This window comes from Streptomyces zhihengii (genome assembly GCF_016919245.1).
Lineage (GTDB): Bacteria > Actinomycetota > Actinomycetes > Streptomycetales > Streptomycetaceae > Streptomyces > Streptomyces zhihengii.
Map to the genome: position 1 here is coordinate 2,772,692 of NZ_JAFEJA010000001.1, position 18,423 is coordinate 2,791,114.

General features: G+C 73.7%; 15 protein-coding genes. 9 read left to right on the top strand and 6 right to left on the bottom strand.

The window, feature by feature from the left end:
- The first annotated feature begins 109 nt into the window (after window positions 1-109).
- A complete protein-coding gene (locus JE024_RS11270; protein WP_205373452.1) occupies window positions 110-586 on the top strand; it encodes a MarR family winged helix-turn-helix transcriptional regulator in 477 nt (158 codons plus the stop codon).
- 23 nt (window positions 587-609) lie between these two features.
- On the opposite strand, the gene JE024_RS11275 is transcribed toward JE024_RS11270, so the two are convergent.
- The 3 genes from JE024_RS11275 to JE024_RS11285 all read right to left on the bottom strand — a co-directional run bounded on the left by JE024_RS11275 (window position 610) and on the right by JE024_RS11285 (window position 4,593).
- Window positions 610-1,923, bottom strand: coding sequence for a sulfite oxidase (locus tag JE024_RS11275; protein ID WP_205373453.1), 1,314 nt, complete (start codon window positions 1,921-1,923; stop codon window positions 610-612).
- Window positions 1,924-2,491: 568 nt separating this feature from the next.
- Complete coding sequence (locus JE024_RS11280) at window positions 2,492-3,931, bottom strand: sensor histidine kinase (protein WP_205373454.1); 1,440 nt, start codon at window positions 3,929-3,931, stop codon at window positions 2,492-2,494.
- Entirely contained in the window at window positions 3,928-4,593 is a 666-nt protein-coding gene (locus JE024_RS11285) for a response regulator transcription factor (RefSeq protein ID WP_205373455.1), read from the bottom strand. Before JE024_RS11285 ends, JE024_RS11280 begins: the two co-directional genes overlap by 4 nt.
- A 119-nt stretch (window positions 4,594-4,712) precedes the next feature.
- Between JE024_RS11285 and JE024_RS11290 the strand changes: the two genes are divergently transcribed.
- Entirely contained in the window at window positions 4,713-5,336 is a 624-nt protein-coding gene (locus JE024_RS11290; protein ID WP_205373456.1) for a PepSY domain-containing protein, read from the top strand.
- A 504-nt stretch (window positions 5,337-5,840) separates the two neighbouring features.
- On the opposite strand, the gene meaB is transcribed toward JE024_RS11290, so the two are convergent.
- Together meaB and JE024_RS11300 are read right to left on the bottom strand one after the other, a co-directional pair.
- Window positions 5,841-6,797 carry a methylmalonyl Co-A mutase-associated GTPase MeaB gene (meaB, locus tag JE024_RS11295; RefSeq protein ID WP_205373457.1) on the bottom strand — a complete coding sequence of 319 codons (957 nt, stop codon included), beginning with the start codon at window positions 6,795-6,797 and terminating at the stop codon, window positions 5,841-5,843.
- A gap of 29 nt (window positions 6,798-6,826) precedes the next feature.
- Window positions 6,827-8,029 carry an acetyl-CoA C-acetyltransferase gene (locus tag JE024_RS11300; protein ID WP_205373458.1) on the bottom strand — a complete coding sequence of 401 codons (1,203 nt, stop codon included), beginning with the start codon at window positions 8,027-8,029 and terminating at the stop codon, window positions 6,827-6,829.
- A 143-nt stretch (window positions 8,030-8,172) separates the two neighbouring features.
- Between JE024_RS11300 and mce the strand changes: the two genes are divergently transcribed.
- The 7 genes from mce (at window position 8,173) to JE024_RS11335 (ending at window position 17,931) form a co-directional block, all read left to right on the top strand.
- Window positions 8,173-8,601, top strand: a complete 429-nt coding sequence (gene mce, locus JE024_RS11305; protein WP_205373459.1) for a methylmalonyl-CoA epimerase — start codon at window positions 8,173-8,175, stop codon at window positions 8,599-8,601.
- Between the two features lie 166 nt (window positions 8,602-8,767).
- Complete coding sequence (gene scy / locus JE024_RS11310) at window positions 8,768-12,745, top strand: polarized growth protein Scy (protein ID WP_205373460.1); 3,978 nt, start codon at window positions 8,768-8,770, stop codon at window positions 12,743-12,745.
- 114 nt (window positions 12,746-12,859) lie between these two features.
- A complete protein-coding gene (locus JE024_RS11315) occupies window positions 12,860-13,798 on the top strand; it encodes a coiled-coil domain-containing protein (RefSeq protein WP_205373461.1) in 939 nt (312 codons plus the stop codon).
- A gap of 242 nt (window positions 13,799-14,040) precedes the next feature.
- Window positions 14,041-15,021 (top strand): ABC transporter ATP-binding protein, encoded by a 981-nt coding sequence (locus tag JE024_RS11320; RefSeq protein WP_205373462.1) that lies wholly within the window; start codon window positions 14,041-14,043, stop codon window positions 15,019-15,021.
- 3 nt (window positions 15,022-15,024) lie between these two features.
- The gene (locus JE024_RS11325; RefSeq protein ID WP_205373463.1) at window positions 15,025-15,804 is read left to right on the top strand and encodes an ABC transporter permease; all 780 of its coding nucleotides are present in this window, start codon (window positions 15,025-15,027) and stop codon (window positions 15,802-15,804) included.
- 136 nt (window positions 15,805-15,940) lie between these two features.
- Window positions 15,941-17,101: an ABC transporter ATP-binding protein gene (locus tag JE024_RS11330; protein WP_205373464.1), complete on the top strand. Its 1,161-nt coding sequence runs from the start codon at window positions 15,941-15,943 to the stop codon at window positions 17,099-17,101.
- A complete protein-coding gene (locus tag JE024_RS11335) occupies window positions 17,098-17,931 on the top strand; it encodes an ABC transporter permease (protein WP_205373465.1) in 834 nt (277 codons plus the stop codon). Before JE024_RS11330 ends, JE024_RS11335 begins: the two co-directional genes overlap by 4 nt.
- A 42-nt stretch (window positions 17,932-17,973) precedes the next feature.
- On the opposite strand, the gene JE024_RS11340 is transcribed toward JE024_RS11335, so the two are convergent.
- The gene (locus JE024_RS11340; RefSeq protein ID WP_205373466.1) at window positions 17,974-18,303 is read right to left on the bottom strand and encodes an Rv1322 family protein; all 330 of its coding nucleotides are present in this window, start codon (window positions 18,301-18,303) and stop codon (window positions 17,974-17,976) included.
- Window positions 18,304-18,423 lie beyond the last annotated feature (120 nt).

The window sequence follows — 18,423 nt, forward strand, 5'->3', positions numbered from 1 at the left end:
TGTGACGTCGAACGTCTGCACCCCTGGCGCGCACGCTTGCGCGCGGGGTACCGGACGTCACACTCCCCAACTTCGTCCATATTTCAACTTCTTAGGATAGTATCTCTATATGGAGACCGATACGGCCACGCGCTGGCTGACCGACGAAGAGCAGTGCACCTGGCGCACGCACCTGGAAGTCAACAAGCTGCTGATGCACCAGCTCGAAAAGGACCTCCAGCCGTTCGGCCTGACCAACAACGACTACGAGATCCTGGTCAACCTCTCCGAGTCGCCCGAGCGGCGCATGCGGATGAGCGACCTCGCCGCGGCCACCCTCCAGTCGAAGAGCCGCCTCTCCCACCAGATCACCCGCATGGAGACCGCCGGCCTCGTCCGGCGCGAGAACTGCGAGTCGGACCGCCGCGGCCTGTACGCGGTGCTCACCGACGACGGCGTCGACACCATGCGCAAGGTCGCGCCGCACCACGTCGCCTCCGTGCGCAAGCACTTCATCGACATGATGTCGCCCGAGGCGCTCGCCGAACTGCGCGCCTCGCTCACCCCCGTCGCCGAGCACCTGCGGGGCAGGCGCGGCAAGCTCTGACCGGCACGGCCGCCGGCACCCGGTCAGACCACGGTCACCGGGTGCCGTACGACCGCGTCGAAGAGATAGCCCTGGGTGTTGTGCACCGACACGTCCGGCTGGGTCCGCCCCGCGCGGTCCGTCGCCCGGGCGAGCAGCACGGCGGGCCCGGGGGTCCGCGGCACCCAGCCGGCGGACCAGCGCACCCAGCTCCCCGGGCGGGGCGCGTCGTGCAGACGCGCCCGGCGCCAGTGGGCGCCCCCGTCCGTACTGATCTCCACCTCGCGCACCGGCGCCGCGCCGGACCAGGAGCGCCCGGTGAGCAGCACCGGCCGCCGGGCCGGCAGTGCCGCGTCCCGGTCCAGCTCGAAGGCGCTCTTCAGCGTCTGCCGGGTCAGCGGAGCGCTGCCCTCCGGCGGGTGCTCCGGGCCGAAGAGGCGGTACATGTCGGTGTTCCACGGGGAGTAGAGCGGCTCGTCGCTCACCTCGATGTCACCGAGCCACTTCACCGAGGAGATGCCGACCCAGCCCGGCACGATCAGCCGCACCGGGTGGCCGTGGTCGGGCGGCAGGGGCTCGCCGTTCATCTCGTACGCCAGCAGGACGTCGTCCAGCGCCTTGGCGAGCGGCAGCGGCCGGCGCACCCGGCCCAGGTTCACGCCCGCGCTGACGACCTCGTCGTCGAGGCCGCGCGGCAGCACGTCGACGGCGCCGCGTGTGACGCCCGCCCGGCGCAGCACCTCGCCCAGGCGCACCCCGCGCCAGCGGGCGACACCGATCGCGCCGAGCGTCCACGCGGTACCGCCGACCTGCTGGCCCTGCTGGGTGGCGTAGAAGCTGCGGCCGTTGCCGGCGCACTCGACGAAGGCGGTCACCGTGCTCGCCGGCAGCGCCCTCAGCTCGTCGTACGAGAACCGGACCGGACCGCCGGCCAGCCCGCTCCCCCACACCGTCAGCTCCCAGCCGGCCGCGTCGATGCGCGGGGTGACGGTGTGGTTCCGGACGAAGAAGCGGTCTGCGGGGGTGAGCACACCCGTGCCGCGCAGGGACGAGAAGACCGTCTCGGCGTTGGTCCCGCGCACCGTGAACAGCTCCGGCGGCAGCGGCTTGACGATGCCGGGGGCGGTGGCGGTGGCGGTGGCGGGCGCCACGGGGGCGGTGGGCGCGGTGGGCCCCGCGCCGGGGGCGGCCGCCGCGCTGCCCGCCGCGGCGCCCACGAGCGGGGCGGTGGCCCCCGCCGCGGCCAGCAGCCGCAGCATCGCGCGCCGGTCCAGGCCGGCGGTGCGGGCCTCGCCCCGCGACCACTGGCGCAGCCGCCTGCGGTCGTAGGCGGACTCCGACAGGTCGTGGTGGGCCATGGTCGCTCCTCGGTCGCGTGCGCGGACGGCGGCCGGCGCGGCCGTGCTCCCGGCGGCCCGGCACCGGACCCCGGGGTTCCGTCAGGGCCCCGGCGGGCTCGTGCCCTGATCCGGACGAGACCCTAGGGTCGCCCCGGACCGGGCGGAAGAGCGCTCCGGCGGTTGGCCAGAAGACTGCAACACCGCCGCAACATCCGGGCGCCCGCCGCGGCGGGGCGCCCCGGGCGCGTCACGGCGGACGCCGCGCCGGGGGCGGGCCGGGGAAGGCGTCACCGCCCCCGCCGTACCCGAGGCACCCCGGGAGACGCCACCGCCCCCGCCGTACCCGGGCGCCCCGGGAGGCGTCACCGCCGCCGCCGTACCCGGGCGCCCCGGGAGACGCCACCGCCTCCGCCGCGAGGCCGGGCGGCCCGGGGGGCGTCACCACCCCCGCCGCACCCGAGGCACCCCGGGAGACGCCACCGCCTCCGCCGCGCCCAGGGCGGCCCGGGGGCATCACCGCCGCCGAGCCGACGACACCCGCAGGGGCGTCACCACCCCCGCCGTACCCGAGGCACCCCGGGAGGCGTCACCGCCTCCGTCGCTGGGCCGGGCCATCGCCCGCCGGTGGCAGGCGGAGTTCGAAGAGCGCGCCGCCCCGGGGCGAGGAGCCCACGGTGAGCGTGCCGCCGTGGCGCCGGGCCACGTCCCTGGCGATCGCCAGACCGAGCCCGGCCCCGCCGTCGTCCCGGGTGCGGGCGTCGTCGAGGCGCACGAACCGCTCGAAGATGCGCTCCCGCTCGGCCGGGGGGACGCCCTCCCCGTCGTCGGCCACCGTCAGCACGACCCCGCCGCGCTCGGACCGGACGGCCGCGGCGACCTCGGTGGCCGCGTGGCGCTGGGCGTTGTCCAGCAGATTGCCCACCACCCGGGCCAACTGGCCGCGTGCTCCGCTCACTTCGAGCCCGTCGCCGGCGTCCACGGTGACCGTCACCCGGTCGCCGGACCGCTGGGCCACCTCCTCGCGCAGCAGCCGCCCCATGTCCACCGTGGCACCGCCCGGCCGCTCCCCCGCGTCCAGGCGGGCCAGCAGCAGCAGATCGGCGGCCAGTTGCTGGAGCCGTACGGTGTCCTCGACCGCCCCGGGCACGTCCAGCAGCTCGGGATGGGCGGCGCCCACCTCCAACTGGGTGCGCAGCGAGGCGATCGGGCTGCGCAGTTCGTGCGAGGCGTCGGCCACGAAGCGCCGCTGGCGCTCCACCGACGCCTCCAGCGCGGCCAGCGTCTCGTTGGTCGTGCGCGCCAGCCGGGCGACCTCGTCCCGCGAGGCGGGCTCCGGCACCCGGCGCGAGAGGTCCTCGGAGGCCGTGATCGCCGCCATCTCGCGCCTGATGCCCTCGACGGGCCGCAGCGCCCGGCGGGTCACCAGCCAGGTCACCGACCCCACGACGGCCAGCAGCAGCGGCAGGCCCACCAGCATCGCGTCCCGGACCGTGCCGACCGCGTCCTGCTCGGTGGCCAGGGGCGCCCCGGCGTGCACGGTGTAGGTCTGCCGCTCCCCCGACGTCACCTCCACCGAGGCGAACCGGTAGTCGGCCCGGTCCCCGTCGACCGTCGCCGCCCCGGAGGAGAAGCTCGGCTCGTCGCCCGAGACCTCGCCCCGCGCGGGGTCGTCGTCATCGTCATCGTCGTCGTCGCCCGCGGCCCCGTCCCGCGCCGGACCGGGCAGCACCTCGGAGCTCGACGTCCCCGAGATCGCCTCCAGCTGCTTGCTGACCGCCACGACCCGGCCGTCCTCGGCGACCACCTGCACCGGCCGCCGCTCGTCGTCCGGGAGTTCCAGCCGGCCCGGCGGCACGTCGGTCGCGAGCTGCGCCGCCACGTCGCGGGCGACGACCTCGGCCTCCAGGTCCGTACGGTCGATCAGGCTGGAGCGCAGCGTCAGCAGCACCGCGGCGCCGGCCGCGATCAGCGCCACCGCGACGACGACCGTGGCCCCGATGGCCGCCTTCGCCCGTACCGACCTCATGACGCCTCGACCAGCCGGTACCCGGCGCCGCGCACCGTCTGGATGCGCCCGGCCCCGAGCTTGCGGCGCAGGGTGCTCACATAGACCTCGACGATGTTCGGATCGCCCTCGTAGGCGAAGTCCCAGACGTGCTCCAGGATCTCCGGCTTCCCGACCACCTGGCCCGCGCGGTGGGCGAGCTGCTCCAGCACGGCGAACTCCTTCGCCGTCAGCGTCACCTCGGCCTCGCCGACGTGCACCCGGCGGGCCGCCGTGTCCACCCGCAGATCGCCGACCGCCAGCACCGGCGACCCGCCGGCCCGGCCCCTGCGCCGCAGCAGCGCCCGGATCCGGGCGAGCAGCACCACGTACGAGAAGGGCTTGGTCAGATAGTCGTCGGCGCCGGTGTCGAGGCCCTCGGCCTCGTCGTACTCGCCGTCCTTGGCCGTCAGCATCAGGATCGGCATGTCGTGCCCGGCGGCGCGCAGGGCGGCGCACACCCGGTAGCCGTTCATCCCGGGCAGCATGATGTCGAGCACGACCAGGTCGTGCACACCCTCGGCCGCCCGGTGCAGGCCCTCCAGCCCGTCGTGGACGACATCCACGGCGAAGCCCTCGGCGGTCAGCCCGGCGGCGAGGGACAGGGCGAGCCGCTTCTCGTCCTCCACGATCAACAACCTCATGAGGTCAGGGTCGCAAACCGCGGCTGAAGATCCCTTCAGCCGGCTTCAGGGCCGCTTCAGCTTGCCGGGGCAACAGTGTCATCCGGGAACGACGACGGAACGATCCGGGAGGAATCCTCATGAAGCGCAAGCTGGTCATCGCCACCCTCACGGCGGCGGTCCTGGTCGGCGGCGGCGCGTACACGGCGGTGGCCGTGTCGGGCGACGACGCGCCGCGGACGACGAGCACGGGGGCGGTGGCGGACGAGGACGGCGGGCGTGACGACGACCGCGGCGACGACCGTGACGACGCCCGGGACGAGCGGGACGACCGCGACGACCGCGACCGGGCGGCACCGGCCGGCGGTGTCACGGCGGCGCAGGCCGCGGCGGCCGCCCTCGGGAAGACCCCCGGCACGGTGGAGTCGGTCGACCTCGACGACGACGGCCACTGGGAGGTCGAGGTGCTGGGCCGCGACGACCGGGAGCACGAGCTGACCGTCGACACCTCCGACGGCACGGTGCGGGTCACCGGCAAGGACGACGACTCCGACGATTCCGACGACGCGGGCGACCGCAAGGCGCTGCGCGACGCCCGGACCGACGCGGGCGAGGCGATCGCCGCGGCCCTCAAGGCCCACCCGGACGCGCAGGTGACGTCGGTGGACTTCGACGACGACGGGTCCGACCACTGGGAGGTCGAACTCCACGACGACCGCGAACTCCACGTGGACGCCCGCACGGCAGCGGTCTCGGCCGACTGACCCGGCACCCGCGCTCCGCGCGGTGTCCTCGATCGCCGGACGGGCTGCACGGCAGGCCCCGCCGGCGATTGAGGCACGGCGGCCCGGGGCAGCGCCCCCGCGAAGACCTCCCGCCCGCGGGAACGCAGGCCCCGGGGCACTCGCCCCCGGGAGACCTCACACCCTCCAGACCGCGTGTGCGGGCCCCGGGACCGCGCTCCGCGCGGTGTCCTCGCACGCCGGACGGGCTGAAAAGGCCCGGCGCCCCGGCGCCGAACGGGCATACACCGTCAGCCCCGCCGGCGATTGAGGCACGGGGGCCCGGAGGCAGCGCCCCCGCGAAGACCTCCAGCCCACGCGAACGCAGGCCCCGGGGCACTCGCCCCGGGAGACCTCACGGGCGGGCCCAGACCCCGGGCTCCGCCCGGGGAACCGCGCTCCGCCCGGTGTCCTCAAGCGCCGGACGGGCTGAGGAGCCGGGCACCCTGCGTCGAACGGGCAGACAAGGTCAGCCCGCCACCCCCGTCAGGAGGACGTCAGGCCCGAGACCAGTTCGTCCGCCGCCCGGTACGGGTCCAGCTCGCCCGCGACGATGCGGCCCGCCAGCGCCCCCAGTCGCTGATCCCCGTGGAGGTCGCCGATGCGTTCGCGCAGGGCGGTGACGGCGATCGTCTCGACCTCCGTCGCCGCGCGGCGGACCCGGCGTTCGGCGAGGACGCCGTGCTCCTCCATCCAGGCGCGGTGCTTCTCCAGGGCCTGGACGACCTCGTCCACCCCCTCGCCCCGCGCGGCGACCGTCTTGACGATCGGGGGACGCCAGTCCCCCGGCCCGCGGGCCTCGCCCAGGCCGAGCATGTGGTTGAGCTCGCGGGCCGTCGCGTCGGCCCCGTCCCGGTCCGCCTTGTTGACGACGTAGACGTCGCCGATCTCCAGGATCCCCGCCTTCGCGGCCTGGATCCCGTCGCCCATGCCGGGCGCGAGCAGCACCACGGAGGTGTCGGCCTGGGAGGCGATCTCCACCTCCGACTGGCCGACACCGACCGTCTCGACGATGACGACGTCGCACCCGGCGGCGTCCAGCACCCGGATCGCCTGGGGCGCGGCCCAGGCGAGGCCGCCGAGGTGGCCCCGGGTGGCCATGGAGCGGATGTAGACGCCCGGGTCGGAGGCGTGGTCCGACATCCGGACCCGGTCGCCGAGCAGCGCACCGCCGGAGAACGGCGAGGACGGGTCGACGGCGAGCACGCCGACCCGCTTGCCCGCCCTGCGGTAGGCCGAGACCAGCGCCGAGGTGGAGGTGGACTTGCCGACGCCGGGCGATCCCGTCAGACCGACGACGTACGCGCCGCCGGTCAGCGGCGCCAGCGCCGCCATCACCTCCCGCAGCTGCGGGGACGCCCCCTCGACGAGGGAGATCAGCCGGGCCACGGCCCGGGGCCTGCCCTCTCTCGCCTGGGCCACCAGTTCGGGGACGTCCACCATGACGCAATCGCTCCTTGACTAGCCGGGACTTACTTGGCCGGGACCCGCACGATCAGCGCGTCGCCCTGGCCGCCGCCGCCGCACAGCGCGGCCGCGCCGACGCCTCCGCCGCGGCGCCCCAGCTCCAGCGCGAGGTGGAGGACGACACGGGCGCCGGACATGCCGATGGGGTGGCCGAGCGCGATGGCGCCGCCGTTCACGTTCACCTTCTCCGGGGTGACGCCGAGGTCCTTCATCGACTGGTGGGCGACCGCGGCGAACGCCTCGTTGATCTCGATGAGGTCCAGGTCGCCGACCTGGAGGCCCTCCTTCTTCAGGGCGTGCGCGATGGCGTTCGACGGCTGCGACTGGAGGGAGTTGTCCGGGCCCGCGACGTTGCCGTGCGCGCCGATCTCGGCGATCCACTCCAGGCCGAGCTCCTCGGCCTTGGCCTTGCTCATCACGACCACGGCGGCGGCGCCGTCGGAGATCTGCGAGGAGGTGCCGGCGGTGATGGTGCCGTCCTTGGCGAAGGCGGGGCGCAGCTTGCCCAGGGACTCGGTGGTGGTCTCCGCGCGGATGCCCTCGTCCTGGGAGAAGACGATCGGGTCGCCCTTGCGCTGCGGGATCTCGACGGGCGTGATCTCGGCCTCGAAGATCCCGTTCTTCTGCGCGGCGGCGGCCCGCTGGTGGGAGAGGGCGGCGATCTCGTCCTGGACGTCGCGCGGGATGCCGAGGCGGGTGTTGTGCTTCTCGGTGGACTCGCCCATGGCGACGTTCTCGAAGGAGTCGGTGAGACCGTCGTAGGCCATGGCGTCGAGCATCTCGATCGCACCGTACTTGTATCCCTCGCGGGACTTCGGCAGCAGGTGCGGCGCGTTGGTCATGGACTCCTGGCCGCCGGCGACGATCACGTCGAACTCGCCGGCGCGGATGAGCTGGTCCGCGAGGGCGATGGCGTCGAGGCCGGAGAGGCACACCTTGTTGACGGTGAGGGCGGGGACGTTCATCGGGATGCCGCCCTTGACGGCCGCCTGGCGCGCCGGGATCTGCCCCGCCCCGGCCTGGAGCACCTGCCCCATGATCACGTACTGCACCTGGTCGCCGCCGATGCCGGCGCGCTCCAGGGCGGCCTTGATCGCGAAGCCGCCGAGGTCGGCTCCGGAGAACGACTTCAGCGAGCCGAGCAGGCGGCCCATGGGCGTACGGGCGCCCGCGACGATCACGGAGGTGTTACCGGTCGTTTCAGACATGTGCACGATCCCCTTTCAGCCGCAGCTGAGGAGTGAACGAGGGTTTACTCAAATGTACTGAGCGCGGCTCATCCGGGTCACCGGCCCGCGGGTGTGATCGCGCGCACGTTGCGTAACGGGCCGCCGAGCGCTGCACTTGGGGGATGCTGACGCGAATCGACCACATCGGGATCGCCTGTTTCGACCTCGACAAGACCGTCGAGTTCTACCGGGCGACATACGGCTTCGAGGTGTTCCACTCCGAGGTCAACGAGGAGCAGGGCGTCCGCGAGGCCATGCTCAAGATCAACGAGACCTCCGACGGCGGGGCCTCCTACCTCCAGCTCCTGGAGCCCACCCGCGAGGACTCCGCGGTCGGCAAGTGGCTGGCGAAGAACGGTGAGGGCGTCCACCACATCGCCTTCGGCACCGAGGACGTGGACGCGGACGCCGCGGACATCCGCGACAAGGGCGTCCGCGTGCTCTACGACGAGCCGCGCAAGGGCTCGATGGGCTCCCGGATCACCTTCCTGCACCCCAAGGACTGCCACGGTGTGCTGACCGAACTCGTCACCTCTGCAACGGAGCACTGACCGACCCTTTCCCGGCCCGGTAGAGTGGGCCGTTCCGGGCCGGGGCCGGGTCGGGGCCGTTCCACGTCTCCGTCGTCGATCTGTCACCATTCCCCGGGGGGCCGTTCGCCGGGGAACGGTGCTCGTTTGGAGACAGTTGCGACCAGGGGACGGATGGGACCGCGCAGTGCGGGGCTACGAACGCCAGGAGAGCCACCGAGCTGACGACGACCACCTCTCGCGGTTCGAAGCCGAGATGGACCGGCTGAAGACCGAGCGGGAGAAGGCCGTCCAGCATGCCGAGGACCTCGGCTACCAGGTCGAGGTATTGCGTGCCAAGCTCCACGAGGCACGCCGCAATCTCGCCTCCCGCCCCTCCTACGACACCGGCGATCTCGGTTACCAGGCCGAGCAGTTGCTCCGGAACGCGCAGATCCAGGCGGACCAGCTCCGCTCGGACGCCGAGCGCGAGCTGCGCGAGGCCCGCGCCCAGACGCAGCGCATCCTCCAGGAGCACGCCGAGCACCAGGCCCGGCTCCAGGCGGAGCTGCACGCCGAGGCGGTCCAGCGCCGCCAGCGGCTCGACCAGGAGCTGGCCGAACGCCGTCAGACCGTCGAGTCGCACGTCAACGAGAACGTCGCGTGGGCCGAGCAGCTCCGCGCCCGCACGGAGTCCCAGGCCCAGCGCCTGGTCGACCAGTCCCGTGCCGAGGCCGAGCAGGCGCTGGCCGCGGCCCGCGCGGAAGCCGCCCGGGTCGCCGAGGAGAGCCGCAGGCGGCTCGGCAGCGAGGCGGAGGCCGCCCGTGCCGAGGCCGAGGCGCTGCTGCTGCGGGCCCGCAAGGACGCCGAGCGCCTGCTGAACGCCGCCTCCAGCCAGGCGCAGGAGGCGACCGCCCACGCCGAGCAGCTCCGCACCTCGACGACCGCCGAGTCCGACCAGGCCCGTCAGCAGGCCGCCGAGCTCAGCCGCACCGCCGGGTCCCGCCTCCAGGAGGCCGAGGAGAAGCTCCGCGAGGCCCGCTCCGAGTCGGAGAAGCTGGTCTCGGAGGCGAAGGAGTCGGCCGCCAGGCAGCTCGCGTCGGCCGAGTCGGTCAACGAGCAGCGCACCCGTACCGCCAAGGCGGAGATCGCCCGCCTGGTCGCCGAGGCGACCAAGGAGGCCGAGACCCTCAAGGCGGAGGCCGAGTCCGCGCTGGCGGACGCACGGGCCGAGTCCGAGAAGCTGGTGGCCGCCGCGGGCGAGAAGGCCCGCACGGCGGCGGCGGAGGACTCCGCCGCCCAGCTCGCCAAGGCCGCCCGCACCGCCGAGGAGGTGCTCACCAAGGCGTCCGAGGACGCCAGGGCGACCACCAGGGCCGCCGGCGAGGAGGCCGAGCGCATCCGGCGCGAGGCCGAGGCCGAGGCGGACCGGCTGCGCGGCGAGGCCGCCGAGCAGGCCGACGAGCTCAAGGGCGCGGCCAAGGACGACACCAAGGAGTACCGCGCCAAGACGGTCGAGCTCCAGGAGGAGGCCCGCAGGCTGCGCGGCGAGGCCGAGCAGCTGCGCGCGGAGGCGGTCGCCGAGGGCGAGCGGATCCGGGGCGAGGCGCGGCGCGAGGCCGTCCAGCAGATCGAGGAGGCGGCCAGGACCGCCGAGGAACTGCTCACCAAGGCCCGCACGGACGCCGACGAGCTGCGCGCCAAGGCCGCGGGCGACAGCGAGAAGGTCCGCACCGAGGCGATCGAGCGGGCCACCGCCCTGCGCAAGCAGGCCGAGGAGACGCTGGAGCGCACCCGCGCCGAGGCCGACCGGCTGCGGGCCGAGGCGGAGGAGCAGGCGGACGCGGTGCGCTCCGCCGCCGACACCGCCGCCGACGAGCTGCGCGCGGACACCGAGCGCGCGGTCGCGGCACGGCAGGAGGAGGCCGCCGGCGAGCTGACCCGGCTGCACACCGAGGCCGAGAGCCGGCTGGCGGGCGCCGAGGAGAACCTGGCCGAGGCGCGGGCCGAGGGCGAGCGGATCCGGCGCGAGGCCGCCGAGGAGACGGAGCGGCTGCGCACCGAGGCCGCCGAGCGGCTGCGCACGCTCCGGGAGCAGGCGGAGCAGGAGGCCGACCGGCTGCGCACGGAGGCCGCGTCCGACGCGTCCGCCTCCCGCGCGGAGGCCGAGGCGCTGGCGGTGCGGCTGCACAGCGACGCCGCGGCCGAGGCCGAGCGGCTGAAGACCGAGGCGCAGGAGACCGCGGACCGGATCCGCACCGAGGCCGCGGCGGCCGCCGAGCGCGTCGGCGCCGAGGCCGCCGAGGCACTCGCCGCGGCCCAGGAGGAGGCCGCCCGGCGCCGCCGGACGGCGGAGGAGACCCTCGACTCGGCGCGTGCCGAGGCCGACCAGGAGCGCGAGCGGGCCCGGGAGCAGAGCGAGGAGCTGCTGGCGTCCGCCCGCAAGCGGGTCGAGGAGGCGCAGGCCGAGGCGCAGCGGCTGGTCGAGGAGGCCGACCGCCGTGCCACCGAGATGGTCGCGGCGGCCGAGCAGACGGCGCAGCAGGTCCGCGACTCGGTGAACGGGCTCCAGGAGCAGGCCGAGCAGGAGATCACGGGTCTGCGCAGCGCGGCCGAGCACGCTGCGGAGCGCACCCGGGGCGAGGCGCAGGAGGAGGCGGACCGGGTCCGTGCCGACGCCTACGCCGAGCGGGAGCGGGCCGCCGAGGACGCCTCGCGGCTGCGGGAGCGGGCGCAGGAGGAGACGGACGCGGCGAAGGCGCTCGCCGAGCGCACCACGGCGGACGCCATCGCCGAGGCGGACCGTCTGCGGTCCGACACCGCGGAGTACGCCCAGCGGATGCGCACCGAGGCGTCGGACGCGGTCGCGACGGCCGAGCAGGACGCCTCGCGCACCCGTGCCGACGCCCGCGAGGACGCCAACCGGATCCGTTCGGAGGCGGCCGCGCAGGCGGACGCGCTGGTCGGTGAGGCGACCTCCGAGTCGGAGCGGCTGCACACGGAGGCGTCGGAGCTGCGGGCCGCGGCCGACGCCGAGACCACCCGGCTGCTCACCGAGGCCGAGCAGATCAAGGTGGACGGCGAGGCCGAGATCGAGCAGATGCGCGCCGCGGTGCGCGCCGAGCGCGAGCAGGTCCTCGACGAGGCGCGCAGGGCGGCCGACAAGCGGCGCGCCGACGCGGCGGCCCAGGCCGACCAGCTCGTCGCCGAGGCGGCCGGCGAGGCCGAGCGGCTGCGCGCGGAGGCGTCGGAGACGGTCGGGTCGGCGCAGCAGGCGGCCGAGCGCATCGCGGCCGAGGCACGCCGGGTCAAGGCCGAGGGCGAGTCGACCGCCGAGCGGATGCGTTCCGAGGCGCGCACGGAGGCCGACCGGCTGCTGGACGAGGCGCGCGAGTCGGCGGCCAGGCGCCGTGCCGACGCGGCCGAGCAGGCCGACCAGTTGATCGCGAAGGCCCAGGAGGAGGCGCTGCGCGCCGCGACCTTGGCCGAGGAGCAGGCGGACACCATGGTCGGCGCGGCCCGCAAGGAGGCCGAGCGGCTGGTCGCCGAGTCCACCGTCGAGGGCAACTCGCTGGTGGAGAAGGCCCGTACGGACGCCGACGAGCTGCTGGTCGGCGCGCGCCGGGACGCGACCGCCATAAGGGAGCGCGGCGAGGAGCTGCGGGCCCGGGTCGAGGCCGAGATCGAGGAACTGCACACCCGGGCGCGGCGGGAGACGGCCGAGCAGATGAAGACCGCCGGCGAGCGGGTCGACCATCTGGTCAAGGCCGCCGAGGAGCAGCGCGCCGAGGCGGAGGCCAAGGCCAAGGAGCTGGTCGCGGACGCCAATTCGGAGGCGAGCAAGGTGCGCATCGCCGCCGTGAAGAAGGCGGAGACCCTCCTGAAGGAGGCCGGCGCCAAGAAGACCGAGCTGGTCCGCGAGGCCGAGCGCGTCAAGGCGGAGGCCGAGCAGGAGGCCGAGCGGATGATCGCGGAGGGCAAGCGGGAGCTCGACGTGCTGGTGCGGCGGCGCGAGGACATCCAGGCGGAGATCTCCCGTGTCCAGGACGTGCTGGAGGCGTTGGAGTCCTTCGAGGCTCCGACGGGGGGCAAGGGTTCGGCTCAGAGCGGCTCGGGCGCGGGGGGCGTCAAGGCGGGAGCCGCCGCGGGGGGCACACGTTCGAGTGGCAAGCCATCCGACGGCTAGCCACTCAAAAGGCTGGACATTCTCCAGATCAAACCGGCATCCGCTCGATGACACGCCGCTTCGGCCCCTAGGATTCCCTCTAACACCTCACCGGTCTCTTTCGACAGGAACCCCATGAGCGACACTTCCTCCCCCTTCGGCTTCGAGCTCGTGCGGCGTGGTTACGACCGCGGTCAGGTGGACGACCGCATTACCAAACTCGTCGCCGACCGTGATAGTGCTCTGACCCGAATCACCTCTCTGGAAAAGCGCATCGAGGAGCTCCACCTCGAAACGCAGAACGCCCAGGCCCAGGTCAACGACGCCGAGCCGTCGTACGCCGGTCTCGGCGCGCGTGTCGAGAAGATCCTCCGCCTCGCCGAGGAGGAGGCGAAGGACCTGCGCGAGGAGGCCCGCCGCGCCGCCGAGCAGCACCGGGAGCTCGCCGAGTCCGCCGCCCAGCAGGTGCGCAACGACGCCGAGTCGTTCGCCGCCGAGCGGAAGGCCAAGGCCGAGGACGAGGGCGTCCGGATCGTCGAGAAGGCCAAGGGCGACGCCCAGACGCTGCGCGGCGACGCGCAGAAGGACGCGCAGTCCAAGCGCGAGGAGGCGGACGCCCTCTTCGAGGAGACCCGCGCCAAGGCCGCCCAGGCCGCCGCCGACTTCGAGACCAACCTGGCCAAGCGCCGCGAGCAGTCGGAGCGCGACCTGGCCTCGCGTCAGGCCAAGGCGGAGAAGCGTCTGGCGGAGATCGAGCACCGCGCCGAGCAGCTCCGCCTGGAGGCCGAGAAGCTGCGCACCGACGCCGAGCGCCGCGCCCGCCAGACGGTGGAGACCGCGCAGCGCCAGGCCGAGGACATCGTCGCCGACGCGAACGCCAAGGCCGACCGGATCCGCAGCGAATCGGAGCGCGAGCTGGCGGCGCTGACCAACCGCCGCGACTCGATCAACGCCCAGCTCACCAACGTCCGCGAGATGCTGGCCACGCTGACGGGCGCGGCCGTGGCCGCGGCCGGCACCCCGGCGGACGACGAGCCGATCTCCCGCGGCGTCCCGGCGCAGCAGTCCCGCTGACGCGAGGGCGCCCGGCGCCCCGCGTCCACTCACCGGTGCCCGGTGCCTCCACGAGGCGCCGGGCACCGGTGTGTGCGCGGCCGTCACCCCGGGCGTGTCCCGGGCCCGCGGGAGCCTGCCGGCGCCACCTCGCCCCGGCGCACGGCCCGTTGGCGCCGGGGCCGCCCGGCCGACGCACGATCGACGTGTCCCGTTGGGCGAACCGGGTGGCGCGGGCCATGCCGCCCCCGTAGCGTGACCGCATGATCGAGCTCGAGGGTCTCACCAAACATTTCGGCAAGAAGGTCGCGGTCGACAACCTCTCCTTCACGGTGCGCCCGGGGGTGGTGACCGGATTCCTCGGTCCCAACGGGGCGGGCAAGTCGACCACGATGCGCATGATGCTGGATCTGGACAACCCCACCCGCGGGAGGGTCCGGATCGACGGCAGGCACTACCGGGACCTCGACGAACCGCTCAAGTACATCGGCGCGCTGCTCGACGCGAAGGCCATGCACGGCGGTCGCAGCGCGTACAACAACCTCCTCTGCCTCGCCCAGGCCAACCGCATCCCCGCGCGCCGGGTCGCGGAAGTGCTCGACGTCGTCGGTCTGACGGCGGTGGCGAAGAAGAAGTCCAAGGGATTCTCCCTTGGTATGGGCCAACGCCTCGGAATCGCCTCGGCGCTGCTCGGCGACCCCGAGATCCTGATGTTCGACGAGCCGGTGAACGGTCTGGATCCCGAGGGAATTCACTGGATCCGCAATCTGATGAAAGCCCTCGCGCAGGAAGGCCGGACGATCTTCGTCTCGTCCCACCTGATGAGCGAAATGGCCCTCACGGCGGACCACTTGATCGTCATCGGACAGGGCAAGCTGCTCGCCGACACATCGATGGCCGATTTCATTCACAAGAACTCCCGCAGTTATGTACGACTGCGCACCCCGCAGCGCGAACGCCTCCTCGACGTCCTGCACGGCGCCGGCATGATCGCCGTCGAGTCCGGCAACGGCACCCTGGAGATCGACGGGGCGACGACCGAGGCCCTCGGCGAGCTCGCCGCCGAGCACCGGATCACGCTGCACGAGCTGAGCGCCCAGCGCGCCTCGCTCGAAGAGGCCTTCATGCAGATGACGGCGGGAGCCGTGGAGTACCACGCGCACTCCACCGGCGACCTCCCCGACGCACCCCCGCCGACCGGCCCCGCCGCCCCGCAGTGGGCCCCGCGCAACGAGGGAGCCTGACCCATGGCATCCGTACCCGCCGTCCTGACGTCCGAGTGGACGAAGATCCGTACCGTCGCGTCGACGACCTGGACGCTGATCTGCGCGTTCGCCGTGACGCTGGCCATGGGCGCGGCGCTGAGCGCCCTGATGAACTCCACCTTCGACGACCTCAACGAGGCCGAGCGGCTCACCTTCGACCCGACGCTGATCAGCTTCTCGGGGATGATCCTCGGCCAGCTCGCCATGGTCGTCTTCGGCGTGCTGGTCGTCGGCACCGAGTACAGCTCCGGCATGATCCGCACCTCGCTCGCCGCCGTGCCGCAGCGGGCCACCTTCCTGTTCAGCAAGATCGCGGTGGCCGGACTGCTGGCGCTGGTGGTCGGCCTGGTCACCAGCTTCCTGACCTTCTTCGTGGGCCAGGCGCTGCTGGGCGGGCACCGCACCACCATCGGTGACGAGAACGTGCTGCGGGCGGTGTTCGGCGGCGGCCTGTACATGGGCCTGATCGCGGTCTTCTCGATGGGTGTCGCGGCGATGCTGCGCAGCTCGATGCTGTCGCTCGGCATCCTGATGCCGTTCTTCTTCCTGGTGTCGCAGATCCTCGGTGCCGTCCCCGGCGCCAAGGAGGTGGCGCGCTACTTCCCCGACCAGGCGGGCGCCAAGATCATGCAGGTCGTGCCGAACGCCCTGAACAGCGACGCGGCGCCGTACGGCCCCTGGGGCGGGCTCGGCATCATGCTGCTGTGGGTGGCGGCCTCCCTGATCGGCGGCTACCTGGTCCTCAAGAAGCGCGACGCCTGAGGCACCCGGGGCGGGAGGGATCCGGGACGGGTCTTGGCCGGAACCGTCAAGGCCCGGATATCCTCCTAACTCTTACGGGGGCGTACGGCAGCACGGCCAGGGCCCCGACGACCCGACAGTCGATGGGGCTGGAGAAATGATCGAGGCAGTCGGCCTGACGAAGCGCTACGGCGCCAAGACGGCCGTGTACAACCTTTCCTTCCAGGTGCGGCCGGGTGCCGTGACCGGCTTTCTCGGACCCAACGGCGCCGGCAAGTCCACGACCATGCGGATGATCCTCGGCCTGGACACCCCGACCTCGGGCCAGGTCACCATCAGCGGACGTCCGTACCGCCGGCTCCCCAACGCCCCCCGGCAGGTCGGCGCGCTGCTGGACGCCAAGGCGGTCCACGGCGGACGCAGCGCCCGCAACCACCTGCTGTCGCTCGCGCAGCTCTCCGGCATCCCGGCGCGCCGCGTCGACGAGGTGCTCGGGGTCGTCGGCCTCCAGGACGTCGCCAAGCGGCGTTCCGGCGGCTTCTCGCTCGGTATGGGCCAGCGCCTGGGCATCGCCGCGGCGCTGCTCGGCGACCCGCAGGTGCTGCTCTTCGACGAGCCGGTCAACGGCCTCGACCCCGAGGGCATCCTCTGGGTGCGCAACCTGATGAAGCAGCTCGCCGCCGAGGGCCGGACCGTCTTCGTCTCCTCGCACCTGATGAGCGAGATGGCCCTGACGGCGGACCATCTGATCGTCATCGGCCGCGGCCAGCTCATGGCGGACATGAGCGTCAAGGACTTCATCTCGCACAACTCGGCGGACTTCGCCCGGGTGCGCACCCCGCAGCCGGAGCCGCAGCAGCGCGAGAAGCTGTCCGCCGCGCTGACCGAGGCCGGCGGCCAGGTCATGCCCGAGCCCGACGGGGCGCTGCGGGTCACGGGGCTCGCCCTGCCGCGCATCAGCGACGTGGCGCACGAGGCCGGTGTGCGGCTGTGGGAGCTGTCGCCGCACCAGGCGTCGCTGGAGGAGGCGTACATGCGGATGACGCAGGGCGCCGTGGACTACCGCTCCACCGACGACCAGAAGGCGGGGCTGATGCAGCAGCCGCCCATGGGCTACGTGCCGCCGCAGCAGATCCCCGAGGTGCCCCAGCAGGGCTGGTACGCCCCGCCGGCGCCCGGCCAGAACCCGTACGCGACCCCCGCGCCGGGCGCTCCGGCACAGCCCGCCCCGCAGGCTCCCGCCGCACCGCCCGCCGCTCCCCCGGCGGCTCCGCCCGCCGCGCCCGCCGACCTGACCAAGCCCGAGGACGCCCGATGACCACCTCCTACCACCAGCCGGGCGCTCCCGCGTACGCCTCGCCCATCCCGATCCGCGGCGCACACCTCGGCGACGCGCTCACCTCCGAGTGGACCAAGATCCGTTCGGTGCGCTCCACCATGTGGACGCTGGGCGTGATGATCCTGCTCATGGTCGGCATCGGCCTCGGTGTCGCCGCGCTCATCTCCGCAGCGGGCGACTCCGCCGGCATGGGCGAGGAGTCCGCGCTCGCCCTGGGCTTCTTCGGTCTGCTGCCCGGCTCGATCTGCGTGGTGACCCTCGGCGTGCTCACCATCACCTCGGAGTACGGCACCGGCATGATCCGGACGACGCTGACGGCCTGCCCCAGCCGGGGCCGGGTGCTGGCGGCGAAGGCGGTCGTCTTCTTCGTGATCGTCTTCGTGCTCACCACCGTGGTGGCCACCCTCGTCGCGGTCATGCAGCACGCGATCGTGGACGCCGCCGAGCCGAAGGGCGGCGAGTGGCTGCGGGCCACGGTGGGCGTCGGTCTGTTCGTCGGGGCGCTCGGTCTGGTCTCGCTCGGCGTGGGCGGCATGATCCGGCACTCGGCGGGCGCGATCACGACCATGATCGGCGTCATCCTGATGCCGCTGGTCGCCGCGATGTTCATGTTCTCGGAGAACCTCGCCGACCTCCAGGAGTTCCTGCTGGAGTACGCGATCCCGAGTCAGCTCATCGGGATCTACGGCGAGGCCGCGTCGGGCGGTTCGTCGGGCCCGCTGGGCTGGACGCCGGTCGCCATCATGGCGGGCCTCGCCGTGGCCTCGCTCGGCGGCGCCTTCGCGGTGATGAGCAGCCGCGACGTCTGAGTCCGTGCCGCGCGGCACACCGCCGCACGGCCCGCGGCGCGGTCAGTGCCGGGGCGCGTTCCGGGACCGCTGCACCTTGGTGGTGCGGCGGTCCTTCGCGTTCCAGCAGGCCTTGTGCCAGTGACGCCGGTCGTCCACCCCGCCGTGCTCGGGCCAGGCCACCACGTGCGGGACGCCGGAGGGGATCTCCTGGTCGCAGCCGGGGCAGCGGTACGACTTGCCCGCCGCGCTCGCTCCGGCGACGTGCCGCACCGACCAGTCCTCGCCCTGCCAGGACTCGCTGCGCCCGAAGCCGCCGTACCGACCGCCGCTCTCGTCGCCTCGGTCGGTCGGGTTGTCGCCGCCACGGGGGCGGTTGCGGCGCGGGGACACGGTTCACCTCACGGGTGGTCGGGCTGGCAGTCGGCTTCCAGCGTAAGCGCCCGCGTACGGGGCACCCGTCGGCTCCCGGCCGCCGCCGGGCGGGGCGACGGCTCCGGTTAGCGGAAAATC